The 21162-nt window shown below is 61.0% G+C and carries 17 protein-coding genes; 11 read left to right on the forward strand and 6 right to left on the reverse strand.

Annotated features, from left to right (window positions below):
* Positions 1-2: 2 nt before the first annotated feature.
* The 3 genes from AB5Y91_RS16805 (at position 3) to AB5Y91_RS16815 (ending at position 3700) form a co-directional block, all read left to right on the forward strand.
* Positions 3-1394: an efflux transporter outer membrane subunit gene (locus tag AB5Y91_RS16805; protein WP_368170310.1), complete on the forward strand. Its 1392-nt coding sequence runs from the start codon at positions 3-5 to the stop codon at positions 1392-1394.
* Between the two features lie 133 nt (positions 1395-1527).
* Positions 1528-2334, forward strand: a complete 807-nt coding sequence (locus AB5Y91_RS16810) for a siderophore-interacting protein (RefSeq protein ID WP_368170311.1) — start codon at positions 1528-1530, stop codon at positions 2332-2334.
* Between the two features lie 259 nt (positions 2335-2593).
* On the forward strand, positions 2594-3700 hold the full coding sequence (locus tag AB5Y91_RS16815) for a 3-deoxy-7-phosphoheptulonate synthase (protein ID WP_368170312.1): 1107 nt from the start codon (positions 2594-2596) through the stop codon (positions 3698-3700).
* Positions 3701-4177: 477 nt separating this feature from the next.
* Here the strand turns inward: AB5Y91_RS16815 and AB5Y91_RS16820 are convergent, their stop codons facing one another.
* Positions 4178-4585 carry an H-NS family nucleoid-associated regulatory protein gene (locus tag AB5Y91_RS16820; protein ID WP_025327689.1) on the reverse strand — a complete coding sequence of 136 codons (408 nt, stop codon included), beginning with the start codon at positions 4583-4585 and terminating at the stop codon, positions 4178-4180.
* A gap of 393 nt (positions 4586-4978) precedes the next feature.
* Complete coding sequence (gene dsdC / locus AB5Y91_RS16825; RefSeq protein WP_368170313.1) at positions 4979-5923, reverse strand: DNA-binding transcriptional regulator DsdC; 945 nt, start codon at positions 5921-5923, stop codon at positions 4979-4981.
* A 230-nt stretch (positions 5924-6153) separates the two neighbouring features.
* Between dsdC and dsdX the strand changes: the two genes are divergently transcribed.
* From dsdX to AB5Y91_RS16840, 3 genes are all read left to right on the forward strand, one after another.
* The gene (gene dsdX / locus AB5Y91_RS16830) at positions 6154-7491 is read left to right on the forward strand and encodes a D-serine transporter DsdX (RefSeq protein WP_368170314.1); all 1338 of its coding nucleotides are present in this window, start codon (positions 6154-6156) and stop codon (positions 7489-7491) included.
* 16 nt (positions 7492-7507) lie between these two features.
* Positions 7508-8839 carry a D-serine ammonia-lyase gene (locus tag AB5Y91_RS16835; protein WP_368170315.1) on the forward strand — a complete coding sequence of 444 codons (1332 nt, stop codon included), beginning with the start codon at positions 7508-7510 and terminating at the stop codon, positions 8837-8839.
* Positions 8840-9164: 325 nt separating this feature from the next.
* Positions 9165-9341 carry a hypothetical protein gene (locus AB5Y91_RS16840; protein WP_106886258.1) on the forward strand — a complete coding sequence of 59 codons (177 nt, stop codon included), beginning with the start codon at positions 9165-9167 and terminating at the stop codon, positions 9339-9341.
* Positions 9342-9425: 84 nt separating this feature from the next.
* Here the strand turns inward: AB5Y91_RS16840 and icd are convergent, their stop codons facing one another.
* Positions 9426-10679 (reverse strand): NADP-dependent isocitrate dehydrogenase, encoded by a 1254-nt coding sequence (icd, locus tag AB5Y91_RS16845; RefSeq protein ID WP_106886257.1) that lies wholly within the window; start codon positions 10677-10679, stop codon positions 9426-9428.
* Positions 10680-10869: 190 nt separating this feature from the next.
* On the reverse strand, positions 10870-11745 hold the full coding sequence (locus AB5Y91_RS16850; protein WP_162520191.1) for an AraC family transcriptional regulator: 876 nt from the start codon (positions 11743-11745) through the stop codon (positions 10870-10872).
* Positions 11746-11874: 129 nt separating this feature from the next.
* Here AB5Y91_RS16850 and manA point away from each other — a divergent pair, with 129 nt between their 5' ends.
* Positions 11875-13074, forward strand: coding sequence for a mannose-6-phosphate isomerase, class I (gene manA / locus AB5Y91_RS16855; protein WP_368170316.1), 1200 nt, complete (start codon positions 11875-11877; stop codon positions 13072-13074).
* A gap of 164 nt (positions 13075-13238) precedes the next feature.
* Positions 13239-14327 carry an alpha/beta hydrolase gene (locus AB5Y91_RS16860; RefSeq protein ID WP_368170317.1) on the forward strand — a complete coding sequence of 363 codons (1089 nt, stop codon included), beginning with the start codon at positions 13239-13241 and terminating at the stop codon, positions 14325-14327.
* A gap of 99 nt (positions 14328-14426) precedes the next feature.
* On the opposite strand, the gene AB5Y91_RS16865 is transcribed toward AB5Y91_RS16860, so the two are convergent.
* A complete protein-coding gene (locus AB5Y91_RS16865) occupies positions 14427-14576 on the reverse strand; it encodes a hypothetical protein (RefSeq protein WP_106886253.1) in 150 nt (49 codons plus the stop codon).
* Between the two features lie 674 nt (positions 14577-15250).
* Here AB5Y91_RS16865 and AB5Y91_RS16870 point away from each other — a divergent pair.
* The 3 genes from AB5Y91_RS16870 to AB5Y91_RS16880 all read left to right on the forward strand — a co-directional run bounded on the left by AB5Y91_RS16870 (position 15251) and on the right by AB5Y91_RS16880 (position 18614).
* Positions 15251-17152: a PTS fructose transporter subunit EIIC gene (locus tag AB5Y91_RS16870; RefSeq protein ID WP_368170318.1), complete on the forward strand. Its 1902-nt coding sequence runs from the start codon at positions 15251-15253 to the stop codon at positions 17150-17152.
* A gap of 255 nt (positions 17153-17407) precedes the next feature.
* A complete protein-coding gene (locus AB5Y91_RS16875) occupies positions 17408-17698 on the forward strand; it encodes a hypothetical protein (RefSeq protein WP_368170319.1) in 291 nt (96 codons plus the stop codon).
* 100 nt (positions 17699-17798) lie between these two features.
* Complete coding sequence (locus AB5Y91_RS16880; RefSeq protein ID WP_368170320.1) at positions 17799-18614, forward strand: hypothetical protein; 816 nt, start codon at positions 17799-17801, stop codon at positions 18612-18614.
* Between the two features lie 111 nt (positions 18615-18725).
* Here AB5Y91_RS16880 and AB5Y91_RS16885 read toward each other — a convergent pair whose 3' ends face one another.
* On the reverse strand, positions 18726-21047 hold the full coding sequence (locus tag AB5Y91_RS16885; protein ID WP_368170321.1) for an Ig-like domain-containing protein: 2322 nt from the start codon (positions 21045-21047) through the stop codon (positions 18726-18728).
* Positions 21048-21162: the final 115 nt, after the last annotated feature.

A 21162-nucleotide genomic window follows, 5' to 3' on the forward strand; every position in this document is an offset into this window, starting at 1 on the left:
TGATGCATAACTTATCCGGCCGGGGGCAGCGCCTCTCGTCAAGAACGGCGCTTAGCCTGGTGCTCACCGCCTGTCTCAGTGCCTGCAGCCAACAGAGCACCTACCACAGACCCGAGCTGGACGTGGCGCCAGCGTGGCAGCAGGACGCCCGGGATCTTGGCAGCCAGCAGGCCGGACTCTGGTGGCAGGGGTTCCAGGATCCCGCCCTCAACCAACTTGTCGATGAGGTGCTCGCGGCCAACCCGGACATGCAGGTGGCGGGGCTCAGGCTCAAGAGCGCCCTGCTCGGCGCCGATCTCGCCGACACCAACCTCACCCCGTCGGTCAACGCCAGCCTGGGGGCGAGCGGCAACAAGAACATCAAGGACGGCAGCGCCAGCAGCAACCTGGGCCCCTCCTTCAACCTGAGCTATGAGGTGGATCTCTGGGGCAGGCTCGCCTCGGTGCGGGATCAGGCCCAGTGGGAGGCAGAGGCCAGCGAGCAGGATAGCGCCGCCACCCGCCTGATGCTGGTAGGCAAGACCCTGGAGCAATACTGGCAGCTGGCGTATCTCGGCTCGGCCCTCTCCCTTGGCGAGCGCCAACTGGCCAACTACGAGCGGATAGAGCGGCTGACCCGGGCAAAATATGACGCCGGGGCCGTCACCCGCCTCGATCTGGTGCAGGCCAGCCAGCAAAAAGCCGGCAAGCAGGCGGAGCTCGCCTCCCTCACCCTGCAACGGGAGCAAGCCGGCAACGCCCTGCGCCTGCTGCTCGGCCGCAGCAGCGGCCCGCTCACCTTTGCCCCGACGTCCCTCGCCATGGACCCCATTCCGACACTGGCGGTCGGCATTCCCGCCGATGTGCTGGCCAGGCGCCCAGACGTGCGGGCCGCCGAGCTGCGCCTTCGCAAGACGCAGGCCAGAGGGGACGAGATCCGCACCGGTTTCTACCCCACCCTCAGCCTCACTGGCGGCGCCAGCACCACCTCGGACACCCTGACCCAGGTGCTGCAAAACCCGGTGGGGACCCTGGGCGCGACCCTGGCGCTCCCCTTCCTCGAGTACAACAAGACCCGGCTCTCCATCGCGAGCTCCGAGATTGACTATCAGATAGCCGAAACCGAGTTTCGCAAGCAGCTCTATACGGCCCTGCTGGAGGTGGAGGACGGCCTGGCCGCTCGTCAGCAGGGGGAGCAGCGGCTGCGTTATCTCGAGCAGCAACTGGCCTATGCCAAAGAGGCCGAGCGACTGGCGGGGGCCCGCTTCCTGGCGGGCGCCACCGGGGTTCAGCCCTGGCTGGACGAGCAGAATCGACTGTGGGATGCGGAGCTCGGCGTGCTGGCCCAGCAACAGAGCCAGCTCAAGACCATGGCCGGGATCTACCGGGCGCTGGGAGGGAGCGATCGGAGCTAGAGCCCGGTCAAACCCCAGGGCAGCCGGCATGGCCTCCATGCCGGCTGCCCTTGCCCCTTCCCTGCCATAAAGCAATTGATAATAATTTTCATTTAATGAAAAATGAGCGCTCTCGTCTGTCAGGAGTACTCAAATGTCACAGTCCGCCCCGGTCAATCGCCCTCGCCTGCTCACCGTCAAGCATGTCCATGATGTGAGCCCTCATCTGCGCCGAGTCTGCCTGACCAGCCCCGAACTGGCGGATTACCCCTTCAGCTGTGGCGGCGCCCATATCAAGATCATGCTGCCCCGGCCGGGCCAGAGCGAGATAGTGCTGCCAACCCCGACCCCCAAGGGTCCCCGCTGGGAGGATCCGAGCCAGAAGCCCATCATCCGCACCTTCACCATCCGCGCCTTCCGCCGCGAGGCCCTGGAGATCGACATCGACTTCGCCCTGCACGGTGATGTCGGCCCCGCCAGCCGCTTCGCCCTCCACGCCAAGGCGGGGGACAGGCTCGCCATCTCGGGTCCGGGCGGCCCGGACCCCATGTTGCAGCTGGCCGATCACTACTACATGGCCGGCGATCTCACCTCACTGCCCGCCATCAGCGCCATGGCCGAGGTGATGCCGGCAGAAGCTCAGGGCCATATCGCCCTGCTGGTGCCCCATCAGGAAGATGTGCAGGATCTGTCGCTGCCAGTAGGCGTCAGCCTGCGCTGGTTTGTCGGCACGCCGGACCAGACCGGCCCCCTGGTGGAGTACTTCACCGCCCAGCCCATGGCTGCCGAGGGAAGCTATTTCTGGTTCGGGGGGGAAGAGGGTCTGGTGGTGCCCCTGCGTCGTCATGTCAGGCGAACCCTGGACACAGATCGCCAGCGGGTCTATGCCGTGCCTTACTGGCGCAGCGGCAAGGATGAAGACGCCTACCATCAGGATCGCCACGTCGTGATGGATAGCTGATAACCACCTGTATTCCTTGTACTTATCAGGCCTTCTCCCGCTCGGGAGCGGGCCTGATTGCCATTCTCCCCTCCGCTCTTACGGCCCGCCCCCCCATCTCTGGTGATCCTCTCGGTAGTGCTTGCATTTGAGACTGACAGCAAGATAATGATAATCACTCTCAACAAAGATGATGTGGCTGGGCGCAGATCCCCTGATCCAGACACCCGGGCGTTACGGGCCCATCGTCGACCCCATTTCCACAGCAAGGTAATCCCAGATGGCTGTTTTGAATTCGGTAATGCGCGCCTTCGCGGTGGAGGCGCTCCCCACCCCTGCCGACCTGTTGGCACAGCACCCCTGCTCGGCCGATATGGCGCAGCACATTGACCAGCACCGCCACCAGGTGCGCCAGATCCTGAGCGGGGCGGACGATCGCCTGCTGGTGGTGATAGGCCCCTGCTCCATCCATGATCCCGTCGCCGCCCTCGACTATGCGAAAAGGCTGGCACGGCTCGCCACCGAGTATCAGGAGAGCCTGCAGATAGTGATGCGCACCTATTTCGAGAAACCGCGCACCACTGTCGGCTGGAAGGGGCTGGTATTCGACCCTCATCTCGATGGCAGCAACGACATCGGTCACGGGCTCCACCTGGCCCGTCAGCTGCTGCTCGACATCAACCGGCTGGGGCTGGCCACCGCCACCGAGTTCCTCGATACCACCAGCTTCCTCTATCTGGCGGATCTCATCAGCTGGGGGGCGATCGGTGCCCGCACCACCGAATCCCAGGTACACAGGCAGCTGGCCTCGGCCCTGCCCTGCCCGGTCGGCTTCAAGAACGGCACAGACGGCAACATCCGGGTGGCCATCGATGCCATTTTGGCCAGCGAGGCCTCCCATCTGTTCACCGCGCCTGGCAGCCAGGGGGGCATGGTGGTGATCAAGAGCGAAGGCAATCCGGGCGGCCACATCATCTTGCGCGGCGGCACCCTGCCGAACTATCACCAGAGCGACGTGATGGACGCGGCCGAACGCCTGGCGCGCCAGGGGCTCAACCCTCGGCTGATGGTGGATTGCAGCCACGGCAACAGCCAGAAGCTGCACCAGAACCAGCTCCTGGTCGCCGGGGAGCTCTGCCGCCAGTTGCGAGGCGGGAGCACTGCCGTTGCTGCCGTCATGGTCGAGAGCTTTCTGCAAGGGGGCAGCCAGAAACCGGCGCCACTGAGCGAGCTGCAATATGGCTTGTCGGTCACCGATGCCTGCCTCGGCTGGGAAGAGAGTGAGACCCTGCTGGCCATGCTGGCCGATGGGGTCATGGCGCGCCGTCAATTTGCACACAGTCGCTCCATTCCCCTTCGCAATGATCTCGGCCAGCCAGTCAGCTGACCTATTTCCTATTTATTCGCAGCGGGGTCGCCAGGCCCCCTTTTCAATCTCCAACCCGATAAATGACATTCACATATTGTCTGAACAGGGGTGTCAAATAGGGCAGTCACGGGGAAAGAAAAATAGTGCGAGAGGGACAAGCACTTCCCCATTGATAGAAAAATGGGCGACCAGGCAAAGCGGTAGGCATGCCCGCAAATCCATCTATTTCATCCCACAGCGACGGGTCATTATTTGTCATCTTGTGTCATCAGAGATAACAAATGGGCTGTATGAGTCCTCATTGTGTCGCAGGGGAGGTGCGACAGCGATTGGCTTACCGCCAATGGATAGTTTTTATTGGCTCATGATGGTCATGGCTATTGTGGACGGGCGACCCAAATTAGGTGACTTCCTGGATGGGCAATAGATAGACAGGATCCTGAAAATAATAATGCCGCCCCTTGGGCGGCATTATTGACGACGCTATCCTGGCAATCAGATCAGGAAGTCGTTCAGATCCTTGCCCAGCGCAACTTGCTCGGCAATGGCTTTGGGCATGCGGCCCTGGCCGGTCCAGGTCTTCTCCTGGCCATCTTCCTGATACTTGTATTTGGCAGGACGCGGAGCACGCTTGCTCTTGGTCGCGCCAGCAGCGGCCGGAGTGGCCACGCTGCCGATCAGCTCGCGCGGATCTATGCCAGCCTGTTGCAGCATCTCGGTAAACTCGCTCAGCTTACGCTGACGCTCTTCCTGCTCGGCCCGCTCTTGCTCTACGGACTCGGCACGCTCGTTATATACCAGATCAAACTTTTCTTTCGCTTCTTGCAGTTGCTCAAACGGTAGTTCACGAATGGCAGCGCGCAAGCTGCGAATGTTCAGCAGAACCTTCAGAAACTCGTTCATTACTTCCTCACAGAATTATTTTTGTATGTCACAGGGATAACTCATTTTGAGAATAGCATGTCCACTCGATAACAACATAATGATTTTATAGCGCCAACGCTATTCCTGACAATCTCATGGTGATTATTCACTGTGGTTAATTCACATCAGGGATCTTATCGGATCACCGCTCAACAGACATTATTTCTTCAACATGGGTTAATCGGTCCCACTTCCCCAGGTATTTGTCACAGAGATAAAAGGGGTGTCATCCAAGAACCTGCATTCATATATAACAAGCCATACCGTTGCCCACAGCCGCCAGCACAGAATGTACAAATATTGGCCACCTCATTCTAACGGCGAATGAAATGAGAGCGAGTCCGGGCAGCACTCTGTATCCCTCTCCCTGATTCAATCAATTTCCTTTGCCTGGGCGCTTATCCATTCGATGAATGCCTGGATCTTGGGGCACTGACGATGGGGGAGCGTGGCCATGTAGTAGCGTTGATTGCAGCGGACCGCCTTGCCCGGGAAGGGCTCCACCAGTTCGTTGCGCTCCAGCCGCTGGCGCACCAGGTTCTTGCGGCCCATGGCCACGCCGGCGTGATTTATGGTGGCGATGATGGCGAGATCGGAGCGATCGAAGCCCATGCTCGACTGGCAGCCATCGAGGGAGATCCCGGCCTGGCGAGCCCAGCTGCACCACTCGTCGGTGTCGGAGTCATATCCCCAGGCCTGCCTGTCGTGCAGCAGGCGGCAGTGGTTCAAGTTATCCGGGTTATCGAGCAACTGGTGCCGCTCGGCATATTCGGGGCTGCACACCGGCACCATGTATTCATCCATCAGCGGGTGGATGGCGAGCCGCTCCGGCACCTTGTCGTCGAAATAGATCGTCAGGTCGATGCCATAGCCGTGCAGGTTGACGTTCTCGTTGCCGGTCATGATGTTGAGATCGATCTGGGGGTGCAGGCGGGAAAAATCCGCGAGCCGCGGCACCAGCCAGCACTGGGCGATGGAGGGGCGGGAATAGACTGTCAGGGAACCGGAGAGCTCCTGATTCTTGATCTCCAGGATCTCCTGATTGATGAACTCGAGCGACGACTTGAGTGCCCAGAAGACCCTTTGCCCCTCAGTCGTCAGCATCACCTTGCGGTGAAAGCGCTGGAACAGCTTGAAGCCGAGCTCCTCTTCCAGCGCACCTATCCGGTGGCTCACCGCGCTCGGGCTGAGCGCCAGCTCATCCGCCGCCAGGGCAAAGGAGCTGTGGCGGGCCGCAGCCTCGAAGGTGTGCAGCTTGGAGAGCTGATAGCCGCTCAGCAGCTTGTTTCTCGATACATAGTTGTCTTCGGTATACATCCGCCTTCCCCATCACAGGCTCAACATCGCCGTCATGATATCCCGGACGCCCCTATTTAGGATGACGTAACCGAACCCAAGTCACATAAATACCGCTAAATGTGATGAATGTGGCACCTTTGCATCACCTCAGCTCACCCAAGAAGCCATTTTCATCATTTGTCAGCCCGGCGCCCTTGCCGTTCAATAGGCCCATCATTCATCTCTTACCATCCTTGTCGAGGCGCAGTATGAATTCTGAAGTGTGGGTCGTCGGTACCTTGCTGACTAGCATCATTCTGATTGTCTTCACCATAGTGAAGGGTAAGGTGCATCCTTTCCTCGCCCTGCTGCTGGCGAGCTTCTATGTCGGCACCATGATGGGGATGAACCCGGTCAAGATGGTCAATGCCATGGAAGAGGGCATAGGCGGTACCCTGGGCTTTCTCGCCGCCGTCATCGGTCTTGGCACCATACTCGGCAAGATGATGGAGGTGTCGGGGGCGGCGGAGCGCATCGGTCTCGCCCTGCAAAAGTGCCGCTGGCTCTCGCCCCAGGTGATCATGGTGCTGGTCGGTCTGGTGTGCGGCATCACGCTGTTTGTCGAAGTCGGTGTGGTGTTGCTGATCCCGCTCGCCTTCTCCATCGCCCGCAAGACCAAGACCTCGCTGCTGACCCTGGCCATTCCGCTCTGCACCGCCCTGATGGCCGTGCACTGCATAGTGCCCCCCCACCCCGCTGCGCTCTATGTCACCAATCAGCTGGGTGCCGACATCGGCTCCGTCATCGTCTATGGCCTCGCGGTCGGGCTCTTTGCCTCCCTGGTGGGCGGCCCCCTGTTCCTCAAACTGCTTGGCAAACGGGTGCCGTTCAAGGAGGTGCCCGCCGCCTTTGCCGACATCAAGGCCCGGGATGAGACAAGCCTACCAACCTTGAGCGCCTCCCTCTTCACCGTGCTGCTGCCCATACTGCTGATGCTGGCCAAGACGGTGGCCGAGCTCAACATGGATCATGCAAGCCACCTCTACACAGTGCTGGAGTTTATCGGCAACCCCATCACCGCCATGTTCATCGCCGCCTTCACCGCCTATTACGTGCTGGGGATCCGTCAGCGCATGAAGATGGAAGGGCTGCTGGACAAGACCGAGGAGTGCTTCTCCTCCATCGCCAACATCTTGCTGATCATCGGCGCGGGCGGCGCCTTCAACGGCGTGCTCAAGGCCAGCGGCCTGGGGGACAGCCTGGCGACCATACTCTCCCAGCTGGACATGCACCCCATACTGCTCGCCTGGCTGGTGGCCATAGTGCTGCACGCCGCCGTGGGCTCCGCCACCGTCGCCATGATGGGGGCCACCGCCATCGTCTCCCCTATCATGGTGCACTACCCGAACATCAGCCCCGAAATCATGACCCTGGCCATCGGCTCAGGCGCCATCGGCTGCACCATGGTGACCGACTCCCTGTTCTGGCTGGTCAAACAGTATTGCGGCGCCACCCTGAACGAAACGCTCAAGTACTACACCAGTGCCACCTTTGTCGCCTCCCTGATGGCGCTGGCCGGTACCTTCCTGCTCTCCTATATCGTGTAAAAGACAGAGACATCCCATGAAAAACATCGACGTCCAACAGCTCATTACCCAATTCCCGCTGGTGCAATCCCTGATAGCACTCGAGCCTGTCACCTGGTTCAACCCCAATGCCACTACGCTGGCGGTCGGTCTGCCCTATGTGGGGCTCGATAGCAACGATGTGGCGGATGCCTCCGCCCGCCTGGCCCGCTTCGCCCCCTACATGTGCGACGCCTTCCCCGAGACCCGCGCCAGCAAGGGCATTCTGGAGTCCGAGATAGCGGCTATCCCGGCGATGCAGGCAACGCTCAATGCGCGTTATGGGGTCGAGCTGACCGGCAAGTTGTTGCTTAAAAAAGACAGCCACCTGCCCATCTCCGGCTCCATCAAGGCCCGTGGCGGCATCTACGAGGTGCTGACCCATGCAGAGCAACTGGCGATCAAGGCCGGTCTGCTGCGCGAAGAAGATGACTATCGCAAGTTGTTCACGGACGAGTTCCGCCAGCTCTTCGGCCAGTACAGCATTGCCGTGGGCTCCACCGGCAACCTCGGCATGTCCATCGGCATCATGAGTGCCAAGCTCGGCTTCACCGTCACCGTCCACATGTCCGCCGATGCGCGGGAGTGGAAGAAGCGCAAGTTGCGCGAACACGGGGTGATCGTCGTGGAATACGCCGAAGATTACGGGGTAGCTGTGGAGCAGGGGCGCAAGGAGGCCGAGCGCGATCCCAACTGCTTCTTCATCGACGACGAGAACTCCCGCACCCTCTTCCTCGGCTACTCGGTGGCCGGCGAGCGGGTGAAAAAGCAGTTTGATGAGATGGGCATAGTGGTGGATGCCGAGCACCCGCTCTTCGTCTACCTGCCCTGCGGCGTCGGCGGTGGCCCGGGGGGCGTGGCCTTTGGCCTGAAACTCGCGTTCGGGGACAACGTCCACTGCTTCTTCGCAGAACCCACCCACTCTCCCTGCATGTTGCTCGGGGTCCACACCGGATTGCACGACGCTATTGCGGTGCAGGATCTGGGCATAGACAACCTCACCGCCGCCGATGGCCTGGCGGTGGGACGCGCCTCCGGCTTCGTCGGTCGCGCCATGGAGCGGCTGCTCGATGGCTTCTACACCCTGAGCGACCAGGAGATGTATGACCTGCTGGGGCTGCTGGCCCGGGACGAGCAGATCCGCCTCGAGCCTTCGGCCCTGGCCGGCATGCCGGGCCCCTGGCGGGTCAGCGCCGATGGCGACTGGCAGGCATCGCGCGATCTGGATGCCCGGCGCATGGCGCAGGCCACTCACCTGGTGTGGGCCACCGGCGGCGGCATGGTACCCGCCGAGGAGATGGCAAAATACCTCGCCACCGCCCAGCTCTGATCTTTTTTTCAACCGAAAAACCCGCCACCCTGGCGGGTTTTTCTCTTCTGGGATCAGCAAGATGGCATGCTCTTTGCCCAAGCTTGGCTACCCCCCGTGCCCCTCCCCTTGCCGTCAATCCCCCCAAGTTGGTTATTTTGTGATACGATAGAGGCCGTTTTTTGACATCTGCGCCCCGTTGTCGCCTTGATCCTGCAAGATCACCACCCAGTCCGGTGGGCACAACGAGCTTGGGCGCAGCACCACAAGTGACCCGGTTGAGTCAATGCTGGCGGCCTGTGCCGGCGAACGACACCAGGGGCACCTTAGATAAGGAGATCGGGCTATGAAACAGTATCAAAGCTGGCTTGGACAATATCTGATGAGCCGTCGCGATGGCGATCACGCCATGGCTTCCGAACTCGCCAACTCCATCTGCGAGTTCTGGCAGGCGCAGGGGGATGAGGCCGAAAGCAGCAAATGGCAGCAGCTCTACCAGCAGCACGTGGAAAAGACCACCTGACGGCGGCACCTTCAGGCTTTCTGGCCTGTCACCCATAAAAAAACCGGCGCTCATGGCGCCGGTTTTGCTTTTTCGGATTTCCGATCACATCTGGTCGACCATGTCCTGGGCGAACTGGGAGCAGGAGCGCAGGGTGGCGCCTTCCATCAGTCGCTCGAAGTCATAGGTGACTGTCTTGTTGGCGATGGCCGCTTCCATGCCCTTGACGATGAGGTCGGCCGCTTCGGTCCAGCCCAGGTGGCGCAGCATCATCTCGGCGGAGAGGATGAGGGAACCCGGGTTCACCTTGTCCTGACCTGCGTACTTGGGCGCAGTGCCATGGGTCGCTTCGAACAGCGCCACGCCGTCGCCGATGTTGGCGCCCGGGGCTATGCCTATACCACCGACCTGAGCGGCCAGGGCGTCGGAGATGTAGTCACCGTTCAAGTTCATACAGGCGATGACGTCATACTCGGCCGGACGCAGCAGTATCTGTTGCAGGAAGGCATCGGCGATGACGTCCTTGACGATGATGGTCTTGCCGGTCTTCGGATTCTTGAAGGAGCACCAGGGGCCGCCGTCAATCAGCTGGGCATCGTACTCTTTCTGGGCCAGGGCATAGCCCCAATCCTTGAAGGCACCTTCGGTGAACTTCATGATGTTGCCCTTGTGCACCAGAGTCACGGAGTCACGATCGTTGTCGATGGCGTACTCGATGGCGGCACGGACCAGACGCTCGGTACCGGCCTTGGACATGGGCTTGATGCCGATGCCGCAGGACTCGGGGAAGCGGATCTTCTTCACGCCCATCTCGTTTTGCAGGAAGGCGATCACCTTCTTGGCTTCATCGCTGTCCGCCTTCCACTCGATGCCGGCGTAGATGTCTTCGGCGTTCTCGCGGAAGATCACCATGTCGGTCAGCTCGGGGTGCTTGACCGGGCTCGGGGTCCCTTCGTAGTAACGGACCGGGCGCAGGCAGACATAGAGGTCCAGCTCCTGGCGCAGGGCCACGTTGAGGGAGCGAATACCGCCACCGACCGGGGTGGTCAGCGGGCCCTTGATGGCCACGCAGTATTCACGAATGAAATCCAGGGTTTCGGCCGGCAGCCAGGCACCTTCGCCATAGACATGAGTCGATTTCTCGCCGGTATAAATCTCCATCCAGGCGATTTTGCGCTCGCCCTTGTAGGCTTTCTCGACCGCAGCGTTCACCACGTTCAGCATGGCCGGGGTCACGTCCACACCTATGCCATCCCCTTCGATAAACGGAATGATGGGGTTGTGGGGAACGTGCAGCTTGCCGCTGGCATCGACTGTGATTTTCTGACCCTGGGTCGGGATAACTACTTTGCTTTCCATCGGCATCTCCTAACTTCCGTTTGTTATCAATCTGATCGTTGCGCGCGGCCATCTTAGCCCATCCATTTGCATAATCAAATGGCGGGCGTGCATGTCCGACCATAGTCGGGGACTGGATCACAATGCGCCGCTTCCGTCCGCTCCCCATGAGGCTCAAGCCCGTGCAGTTCCGTCATGGCGAGCGCCGTCGTCATGGCGTCAGGCTCTCGCTCTGCCCCTGAGGCTGGCTCAGGGCGCGGTACTGGGAGGGGGTCAGCCCTGTCTTTTGCTTGAACACCCGGCAGAAATAGTTCACATCGCTGTAACCACAGCGGCTGGCCACCTCTTCTAGCCGAAACCGGTATTTTTTCAGCATGAACTTGGCCCGATCGATGCGCACCCAGCTGATGTAATCGGCCAAGCGCATGTGCCCCTGCTCGCGAAACAGGTGGGAGAGGTGGCTCGCCGAGACGTTGAAGCGGTGGGCGATGGAGTCACGGGTGATGGGGCGGTGAAAGTTCTCCTGGATATAGATGCAGATGCCGTGAAACAAGTCAGCCCCTCTCGGCCGCTCGAAGGTGGACTCCGCCAGCAATTGACGGGCGCTGGTGAGCAGCGCCTGCAACAGGTGGTTGTCGGTGGGGGAGCGACCCGGGTCTTCCACCAGCACGTTGAGTGCCGCCAGTATGTGTTCATTCACATGGCCGGCCCGGGCCATGATGCTGTGCTTTTGCACATCGAAGAAATCCGGGTCTTCCCGGCGTTTGCTCACCAGGCTGAAACCGAGCTGGCGCTTGCCAAACAGCAGGCTCAGCACAGAGCAGTCGGTGGTCCAGAGCGGCTTGTTCCAGCCGTTCGGGGGTATGTAGAGCGCCTGCCCCGGCAGTACGCTGACCTCCTGGCAACCCGACTCCCTGTCCCAGATCTGGTTGAGGTATTCGCCGCTGAATACCAGCTCGAGGCGGGGAAAGTTGACCTGGTAGCTGAAGCCGGGCGGCACCCCCTGATCCTGGGCAAACCAGATCTGTTCAAAGGGAACCTGGTCGTGGAGTGCGCCGTCGAGCAGCTGGCTGAAGATGAGTGACATGATGATCCCGATCAAGAGAGAGGCAAGCGATTGCGGCGGCAAAGGCCGCCCATGTTATAGTCCGGGCCGGACCGTCAATTCCACCCTTTTCTTCAAACCACTTTCTTCACGACAAATGAGGCGTCCCTTATGAGCAGTCGAGATCTGCCCTCCTTTCTGTTGATGCAAAATCCGATTCAAGGTTATGACTGGGGCAGCCATGACGCCCTCACCACACTGTTTGGCATCCCCAATCCGGCTGGCAAACCCCAGGCGGAACTCTGGATGGGGGCCCACCCCAACGGCTGCTCCGAGGTGACCCTGGCGGGAGATGTGCAGAAACTCTCGACCCTGATAGAGAGCGCCCCCGCCGCCGTGCTGGGGGACGCCACCGTCGCCCGCTTCGGCAGCCTGCCCTTCCTGTTCAAGGTGCTGTGCGCCGAGAAGGCCCTCTCCATCCAGGTGCATCCGAGCAAGGCCCAGGCCGAAGCGGGCTTTGCCAGGGAAGAGGCCGCCGGCATCTCGCCCAAGGCAGCCAACCGCAACTACAAAGACCCCAACCACAAGCCGGAGCTGGTGTTTGCCCTCACCCCCTATCAGGCGATGAACGGCTTTCGCGCCATCCCGGCCATACTGGCGCTGTTCGATGCCATGGCGCTGCCGGCGCTGGCCGAGCTGACCGCGGCGCTGCGCCAGTCACAGGATGAGGCTGGCTTGCAGCACTTCTTCCACCAGATGCTGATCCTGGACGGCGCGCGCAAGGAAGAGGCCCTGACTGGCCTGCTGGCCTATGCCGCCGCCCGTCAGGATGACGAGACCTTTGCGCTGATCACCAGCCTGGCCGCCCAGTACCCGGGGGATGTCGGTCTCTTCTCGCCGCTCTTGCTGAACGTGGTGACGCTCAAGCCGGGTCAGGCCATGTATCTGGACGCCTGCACCCCCCACGCCTATGTGCGCGGCACCGGCCTTGAGATCATGGCGAACTCCGATAACGTGCTGCGCGCCGGGCTCACCCCCAAATACATAGACGTGGCAGAGCTGCTGGATTGCACCCGCTGCCTGCCCAAGCCGGACGATCAAATCCTGCTGGCCCCCCACCTTGAAGGGGCTGTGCAGCACTTCGAGGTGCCGGTACCTGACTTCACCTTCAGCGTCTACCCGGCCGGTGAGCATGCCCTCACCACCGCCAGCGCCGAGATACTGTTTGCCATAGATGGCACAGTGACTCTCCAGCAAGGTGAGCAGTCACTGCGCCTGGAGAAGGGGAAATCCGCCTTCGTCCCCGCTGCCACCGGCAGCTACCGGCTGCTGGCCGAGGGGCGGGTCGCCCGCGCCGGCAACCGCTGCTAGGGAGCGCCATGCCCCCCTGAATCCACAAGGGCCATCTTCGGATGGCCCTTGTCGTTTCTGCCCCAAGGACGAGTGGCCGGATCCCGACTAGGCTCTTCTCCATCGGTCAGGATTTCAAACGAGTCACTGACCACTTGACGAGGGCACGAGAGAAGGAGAGCAGAGTGTTTATAGTGACCAACCGTGTGGTGAACGAGGGGAGCAAGACCCCCCTTGGCGTCTTCGGCGACAGGCCGGAGGCAGGCCCGAATGAGTTGCGACTGGCGGAGGCCAGCCGCCAGGGAGACAAATGGCAGCTGGACTTGCTGCCCGACCAGATCACCCCCGAGATGGCCGAGAGCGTGGGGCTGGATCCCGCCGCCAGCTACCCGGCCAGCGCCTATGTGGCGCGCAAGCTGCTGGAGCGCTGTGCCGGCACAGGGACGGGCAAACAGAAGCTCAAGACCGGCAAGCACCTGCTGCTGTTCGTCCACGGCTTCAACAACGATCTGAAGGATGTGCTGGAGCGGGCGGCCGGCCTCGAAGCCCAGTATGGGGTCGAGGTGCTCTGCTTCAGCTGGCCCGCCAATGGCGGGGGCGCCCAGGGGGTATTGAGCTACAAGAGTGACAAGCGCGATGCGCTGGCCTCTGCCGGGGCCCTGGATCGGGTGCTGGAGAAGATGAGGTTGCTGCTCGAGGAGTTCAATGCCCAGTATGTGACCGAGCTGGAGGGCAAGGCCCAGAAGAAGTTTGCCGGCAACGGCGAGGCCTGGGATCGCTACTTCTCGAAGGAGGTGAACAAGCGCTGCCCCTTCACCATCAACCTGATGCTGCACAGCATGGGCAACTACCTGTTCAAGCACCTGCTCGGCAGCAGCACCTACAACGCCAATCACCTGCTGTTCGACAATGTCGTCATGGTGGCCGCGGACACCAACAACGAGCACCACGCCGAGTGGGTCGACCGGATCCAGTGTCGCAACCGCCTCTACATCACCATCAATGAGAGAGACAGCGCCCTCCTGGCGTCACGGATGAAGATGGGGGAGCAGCAGAAGGCGCGGCTCGGTCACTACACCAAGCAGCTGGACTCCAGGACGGCCACCTACGTCGACTTCACCGATCAGCCCCAGGTGGGGGACTCCCACGCCTACTTCGAGGGGGACGCCATCACCAACAAGAAGGTGGCGGCCTTCTTCCACACTGTGCTCAACGGCGGCACGGGGGAGAGTGCGGCGCACTTCGACATAGCCCAGAATGTCTACCGCCTGTAAATAAGGGCACCCTTTCACCTTGAAAAAAACCACCGCCCTGAGTCAGGGCGGTGGTTTTTCATTATCTGCTCAACCGATGGTCATCATGGCCGTCGGGGGCTAGTGTTCTGCCGCTTCCGGCTGGGGAACTTCCGAGCGTTCCCGCTGCAGTTCATCGACCCTGGCTTGCCATTTGTCATGGGCCTGTTTTTGCCCCTGTGACTCAAATTCCTGGCGCATGGTGTCGATTTCTTGGTCAAGTTTTTCCATCAGGATGTCTCCTTACATCTCGGGTTACACACTGGCTGACGGCACTGTTGGCCAACCTGCTCTACCCGATTGGACACCAAGTCTTCCCCGATTGTCCAACTAAATAAACGATTTATTATGCAAAAACCAATCTAAAAAACAGTTTGCAGCCCCTTATGAAACCATATAAAAGCCACCTGAAGCGATCTGGTTAAACTCAATATTTTCTTTGATTATCAATACATTGAAATTATCCACCTCGGCCTTGTCACCGCCCTTGCCCGGGGCTTCTGGTTATGCACATTTTTTTCACGACCTCCGATTGGGCCCGCTTCGCCCATGCGAAGCCGCTCCCGGGCCGCACTTTTGCCGGGCCGCTCACATTTCAGGGCGTGGCCACAGCACACAAATCTCCAACCCGCGCTCCTGGTGTGGGATAGGTATATCGTCGCCCACCTCTGACAATCGCATCAGAAATAAACTTAACTAATTGTTTTTAAATGAATTAAAAAAACAACCAATCAAACTGGAAAGACGACCTCAAAATGCGAGCGGGGTCACAGGACGGGGGTGATGACACAAAAATCCAGTAAAGGGCACATATATCCGATTTCGACTCTGGGGCAAGAGCGAAACAATAGGCGGGTCAATTGTTCCCCATCGCAACGGCTCCAAGAAGGAGCCAGGAGACACCTATGCTCACCTCCTTGATAGACGAAGGATTGATCTGCCTCGACATAGCGGCCAACGACAAACAGGGGCTCTTTGTCGAGCTGGCCGCCCGGCTCAAGGCCTGCGGCAAGATAGCCAGTCAGGATCAGTTCGTGCGCGACCTCTGGGCGCGGGAAAACCTCGACAACACAGGGTTTGAACAGGGGGTCGCCCTGCCCCACGCCAAGAGCGAGGCGGTGCTGCAGCCCGCCATCGTCATCGGCATCAGCCGCCAGGGGATAGACTACGGCGCCGAAGATGGCTTGCCCTCCAGACTCTTCTTCATGATTGCCTCCCCGGCAGGGGGCGCCAACCATCATATCGAGGTGCTGGCCGAGCTCTCCACCAAGCTGCTGGAGCCGGGCTTTATCCCGCAGGTGCAAGCAGCCACCAGCAAGGCCGAGGTGCTCAAGCTGCTGGCGGCCCAGGCTCCCGCCAGTGCGGCGGGCAACAAGCCAGCCCAGATCAGGGCGCCGCAACCCAGCGCACCCGAACCCCAGGATCGCAGCATCAAGGGCCAGCTCAACACCCTCAAGCAGCACCTGCTGTTTGGCACCTCCCACATGATTCCCTTCATCGTCGCGGGGGGCGTCTTGCTGTCGCTCTCGGTGATGATGAGCGGCAAGGGCGCCGTGCCCGAGGCGGGTGTGCTCAAGGACATGGCCGACATGGGCATCGCCGGGCTCACCCTCTTTACCGCCGTGCTCGGCGGCTACATCGCCTACTCAATGGCGGACAAGCCAGGCCTGGCCCCCGGCATGATCGGCTCCTGGATAGCGGTGCAGCAATTCCACACCGGTTTTCTCGGCGCCATCCTGGTGGGCTTTATCGCCGGCCTCATCGTCAATCAGCTCAAACGCATCAAGCTGCCGGACTCCATGAGTTCGCTCGGCTCCATCTTCATCTATCCGCTGATCGGCACCTTCCTGGTGTGCGGCATAGTGATGTGGGTGATAGGTGCGCCCATCGCCGCCATGATGGAGGGGATGAACCACTGGCTCTCCAGCATGGCGGGCTCCGGCAAGGTGATGCTGGGGGCCATCCTCGGCGGCATGACCGCCTTTGACATGGGCGGCCCGGTCAACAAGGTGGCCACCCTGTTTGCCCAGACCCAGGTCAACACCCAGCCCTGGCTGATGGGAGGCGTCGGCATCGCCATCTGCGTGCCGCCCCTTGGCATGGCACTGGCGACCCTGCTCTCCCCCCGTCGCTACAAGAAAGAAGAGCGTGAAGCGGGCAAGGCTGCCGCCATCATGGGCATGATCGGCATCAGCGAGGGGGCCATTCCCTTTGCCGCCGCCGACCCGGTGCGCGTCATCCCGGCCATAGTCGCGGGCGGCATAGTCGGCAACATCACCGGCTTCATGATGCACAGCATCAACCACGCCCCCTGGGGCGGCTGGATAGTGCTGCCAGTGGTGGAAGGCAAGATGGGTTACATCCTGGGAACCGTGCTCGGCGCCCTGACCACGGCCCTTATCGTCAACCTGCTGAAAAAACCGGTGACCGACGAGGAAGAGGTCACCACCCCGGATGGCGGTTATGAGGTCATCGAAGCGGAAGGTGAGGCAGAAGTGCTCGCCATCACCGCCTGCCCCTCAGGGGTGGCCCACACCTTCCTCGCCGCCAAGAGCCTGCAAAAGGCGGCCGCCAAGGCCGGCATCAAGCTCAAAGTGGAGACCCAGGGCGCCAACGGCATCATCAACCACATCACCCCCAAAGACGTGGCCAACGCCCGCTGCGTCATCCTGGCCCACGACGTTGCCATCAAGCACAGGGAGCGCTTCGCAAATATCGAAATAATCGATGTCAAAACGAAGGATGCTATCCACAATCCAGATGGATTGCTGGCCCGCACCCTGGCTGGCAACAGCAAGGTCGCCTGACGACGCCGGGTTTGCCGTGCTGAACATAAGGGGCCGCCAGGCCCCTTTTTGCATGTCAGCATTCCCCCCTCTAGCGAGGCGAAACTGGCTCTCTTAAAGTACCGCCGATATGGCCGGGCAGCCACAGAGCATCACCTGAGGCGGTTATATCGGCGTCTGATCGACAGCCTGCAACCGACCCAGGTGGGGATGGCAGTATCCCTTGCCGGGCCGCTAACATACTGATGCCATCCTTCCCCCATTCGGAGCCCCTGCATGGACCTGTTCTTACTGTTTGGCCTGCTCGCCATGGGGGCACCGCTTTATGCCGTGCGTTTCTGGGACAGGCGGCATGCCCATCCCGACTGGCAACGGTTGCCTACCCGCGCCGAGTATTTGAACGCCCACCCCGAGTGCCCCACCGGGGATGAGCTCAGCGCCCGCTGCTATGCCTGTGGATCGGACAAGGTACTGGGCCCCCCCCAGAGCGGCTGGGGCGACAACCGCTTTCGCCATACCTGCCTGGCCTGCGGCAAGGCGCTGTATCGTACCGAAGAGCCTCGTTGAATAGCCCCAAACCCTCGTTCTCTCTTCATTGATATGGCACGAACTGGAACTCATGAAGAGATGAGCACAACCCAACTCACTTGAGACAGAGAGTCGTCACATGGAGATAGATTTAACCGTCTTGAAGCGGAAATGGCTTAAGAAACATCTGCAAGAGCTACGAGCCGCAAATAACGAAGAGGAAGCGAAAGGGGGAATGCTGCGTTTTGTCGGCATTCTTTGCGCGGCAATCCCGCTTCTGACTGCCGCCGTGTATTTCGTGGGAATGCGCTACTACCACGGTTATGTCGGCCAATTTGGGCTCGGTAGCACCGAGTTCTCGCTGCCCGCTGACACCACGCTTCATCTCGGTTTTTATCTACTGATCAAGCTATGTCTGCCGTACGTGCTCCCCCTTGTTTTGACCGTAGGGGGATTGCTTATCATGCTGAGCATTCTGTTTTTCAAGGCGAGGTGGCGACTGACGCTTTCCTGGTGGCTGTTCCGCTTCTTCGTACTGCTTCCCGTCGTACTGAAAGGGGTAAAAATTGCCCATCGGTATCCCGCCCCATTTACCTTCAACTGCTTGATTTGGCTAAAAAGTGCCTACTTGAAATTCGCCATTTTCATCCTTCCCCCCTTGCTGGTCATCATGGCTGCCGAACACATCAACTCGATGGGGGAGAAGCTGGCCCGCAGCCAGATTTCCAGCCTTGAGCAAGGCACCTGGCCAGTGACCGAGGCCCATAGCCAGTCGCCCCTGCTGGGGAATGAACCCCATATCCGCATCGCCTGCAACGGCACCTACTGCGCCTATCGCCTCAAGGAGGGGGATACCCTGCTGCTGCGACACGATCAAATTGAGCAGACCCGTTACCGGCCTGAACCTCCCCTTACGGACGAAGCCAAGGCATCTGAAGCGCCCGTACACCCTTGACCCATCCCCATAAAAAATCCGGCGCCAGCGACTGGCTCCGGATGATTGTCCCTCACGGGCGGGCGGCATCGGCCGTGTCACTCGTCCGTTCGCGCCTGTCACATAGCCGGATTAAGGGGTCGGCTTGACCAGGGTATCCAGCCCGTTCACCGTCAGGGTGCCTCTGCCTCGGGTCATCTTGTGGAAGTTGGTGCCTTGCTGGGACGGGTTGTCGGTCCGGGTCAGCAGGGTGGCCCCGTTGTTGTAGTTCTGGATCTCGGTGGCGGTGAGCGGCCGATCAGAGAGGATCAGCAGCAGAGTACGAAACGCCCTCTGCGAGGTGGCCGCGCTCGGCACCCTGGGCTTCTGGTCGGCCGGGATCAGGGCATAGGCATCGAGGCTGGCGGGATCCGTCATCTCGGAGGCGTCCATCAATCCCATCAGGTAGAGCTCGATGTCGGCGTAGTTGGCACTCACGTTGTTCAGCTGGCCGACGATACCGAGCCAGGGAGCCCAGTGCCCGGTAACGGGTGGCACCACCCAGTTCGCCCAGCGATGGGCCATCTCGTGCAGTATGGGGCCATAGGTCGAGGTCGACAGGTACTTCTTCTTGTAGAGGAAGAAAACCCCCTGCAGCTTGCCATCCGAGTGAAACGCCGCCGTCTCATCAAACATACCCAGGCCTATGCCCGCCACATCGTTTCTGACGTGGGCATATTCACCTGTGGGCATGTCCGCGGGGACATCGTCGTTGTTCATCACCACAGTGATGAAGTCGAAGGCATCGCTGAACTGGTTGTAGACCTGTCCGGTCAGATCCTTCAGGGCACTCTGCCCCTCGAGGGAGTTGATGGAGGTCGTATTCCAGAATGCAAAGGCTTCCGGGCTCAGTTGCAACGAGGCCAACTGGTTTTGCCGTGGCTCGATGATGATGGGGGCCTCGGGGGCCGTCGGCATCACGCTCAGCCGGACCGCCGTGCTGGTGACGCCCCCCAGGCTGGCGCTGATGAGTGCCACCCCCTCGCTCAGGCCGCTCGCCTCCCCCCGGCTGCCAGAGGCATTGCTGATGAGCGCGATGGCAGGCGCATCGGAGGACCAGAGGATGGCGTCGTCGTCCGTCACCTCCTGGTTGCTGCCATCGGAGAGGCTGGCCATGGCCTGATATTGCACCTTGTCCCCCACCATGACGGAGGCAGCCGCCGGCGTTACCTCCAGGTTGGTCACCACGGCGGATGAGACGGTCACCGGGGCCGAGGCGGTGAAGGCGGTGCCGTCGAGGGTGCCGCTCGCCATTATGGTGGCAGTTCCCACCGTCTGGCCCGTCACCAACCCCTTGCTCCCCGCCTGGTTGCTGACGCTCGCTATCCCGGGTTGATTGCTTTGCCACTGAATGAGGGCGTTGTCGGTGACATCAAACGAGGTGCCATCGGTGAGATAGGCCGTGGCGACATATTGTGTTTGCAGACCAGCCGCAATGGCGCTCCCCATGGACTGCACCTCAAGCCCGATGACGGCGGCCGAGCTCACCCTGAGCGGCTCGGTCGCCTCGAGGGAGACACCGTTGATCATGCCGCTCACCCCTATGGTGGCACTCCCCGGAGTCAGCCCGGTAACCAGCCCGGTCTTGCTGATGCTCGCCACCGCAGGATCGCTGCTGTGCCAGGTCAAGGCATCATGCTCGGTCACCTCCATGGGATCACTGTCATCGGACAGGGTGGCGAAGGCGTGCAACTGCGCACTCAACCCCATGGGCAGCGGATCCTCGGGGGCATGGATGTCCAGCCCGGTGATCACCGCATCCGTCACCGTCAGCGGGGCCGACGCCTGGAAGGAGACGCCGTTGAGGGTGCCGCTGGCCTCAATGTTCGGCTCCCCGACCGCCACCCCGGTGGCGAGGCCCTTGTTGCCGGCCTCGTTGCTGACCAGGGCGCTGCCCTCGTCACTGCTGCGCCACTGCAGACCTGCGGCCTTGGTCACGTCTCGCGACTGGCCGTCGGAGAAGGTGGCGATGGCCACGAAGGGCTGGTTCAATCCCACCGGCACCCTGGCCGTGACCGGGGTCAGTTGCAGCTCTGTCACATAGGCATCGATCACCTCCACCCTGGCGGTGGCGCTATGAGACTCACCATTGACTGTACCCGTGCTGGTCAGGGTGGCCGTGCCCGGGCCGACCCCCGTGGCGAGGCCCTGCTCATCCACCCTGACCACGGCGGTGTCGCTGCTGCTCCAGACAAGGTCGGGATGCCCGGTCACGTCCTGCACGGCGCCATCATCCCAGGTCGCCTGTACCTGGAACTGCTGCTCGACGCCAACGGGCACCCTGATCTCTTCCGGACTAATCCGCAACGAGGCGATGGTGGGACCCTCCCCCGTTGCGCCCTCCTCGTCATCACTGCCACACCCCAGCAGCGCCAGCGCTGCCAATCCTGCTATCAACCACTTGCCCACTGCCATGCCCATTTCTCCCTAAACCATTCCCTTGCCCGGTGCGCTTAGCCTGCCGGGGCCGCCTGTCGCTGCGGTTGTTTGAACCTGACGGGGAGTAGAGCAAGGGGGTATTTTACCGTCC

The sequence above is a fragment of the Aeromonas sp. R4-3 genome (genome assembly GCF_040908275.1).
GTDB lineage: Bacteria > Pseudomonadota > Gammaproteobacteria > Enterobacterales > Aeromonadaceae > Aeromonas > Aeromonas rivipollensis.

Bases quoted from the DNA above. Each gene is read 5' to 3' on its own strand.
- AB5Y91_RS16820 (WP_025327689.1), bottom strand. From the start codon at position 4,585: ATGAACGAGTTTCTGAAGGTTCTGCTGAACATTCGCAGCTTGCGCGCT.
- AB5Y91_RS16885 (WP_368170321.1), bottom strand. From the start codon at position 21,047: ATGGCAGTGGGCAAGTGGTTGATAGCAGGATTGGCAGCGCTGGCGCTG.
- dsdC (WP_368170313.1), bottom strand. From the start codon at position 5,923: ATGTATACCGAAGACAACTATGTATCGAGAAACAAGCTGCTGAGCGGC.
- AB5Y91_RS16810 (WP_368170311.1), top strand. From the start codon at position 1,528: ATGTCACAGTCCGCCCCGGTCAATCGCCCTCGCCTGCTCACCGTCAAG.
- AB5Y91_RS16880 (WP_368170320.1), top strand. From the start codon at position 17,799: ATGGAGATAGATTTAACCGTCTTGAAGCGGAAATGGCTTAAGAAACAT.
- AB5Y91_RS16815 (WP_368170312.1), top strand. From the start codon at position 2,594: ATGGCTGTTTTGAATTCGGTAATGCGCGCCTTCGCGGTGGAGGCGCTC.
- AB5Y91_RS16870 (WP_368170318.1), top strand. From the start codon at position 15,251: ATGCTCACCTCCTTGATAGACGAAGGATTGATCTGCCTCGACATAGCG.
- AB5Y91_RS16840 (WP_106886258.1), top strand. From the start codon at position 9,165: ATGAAACAGTATCAAAGCTGGCTTGGACAATATCTGATGAGCCGTCGC.
- manA (WP_368170316.1), top strand. From the start codon at position 11,875: ATGAGCAGTCGAGATCTGCCCTCCTTTCTGTTGATGCAAAATCCGATT.
- AB5Y91_RS16865 (WP_106886253.1), bottom strand. From the start codon at position 14,576: ATGGAAAAACTTGACCAAGAAATCGACACCATGCGCCAGGAATTTGAG.
- AB5Y91_RS16805 (WP_368170310.1), top strand. From the start codon at position 3: ATGCATAACTTATCCGGCCGGGGGCAGCGCCTCTCGTCAAGAACGGCG.
- AB5Y91_RS16835 (WP_368170315.1), top strand. From the start codon at position 7,508: ATGAAAAACATCGACGTCCAACAGCTCATTACCCAATTCCCGCTGGTG.
- icd (WP_106886257.1), bottom strand. From the start codon at position 10,679: ATGGAAAGCAAAGTAGTTATCCCGACCCAGGGTCAGAAAATCACAGTC.
- AB5Y91_RS16850 (WP_162520191.1), bottom strand. From the start codon at position 11,745: ATGTCACTCATCTTCAGCCAGCTGCTCGACGGCGCACTCCACGACCAG.
- dsdX (WP_368170314.1), top strand. From the start codon at position 6,154: ATGAATTCTGAAGTGTGGGTCGTCGGTACCTTGCTGACTAGCATCATT.
- AB5Y91_RS16875 (WP_368170319.1), top strand. From the start codon at position 17,408: ATGGACCTGTTCTTACTGTTTGGCCTGCTCGCCATGGGGGCACCGCTT.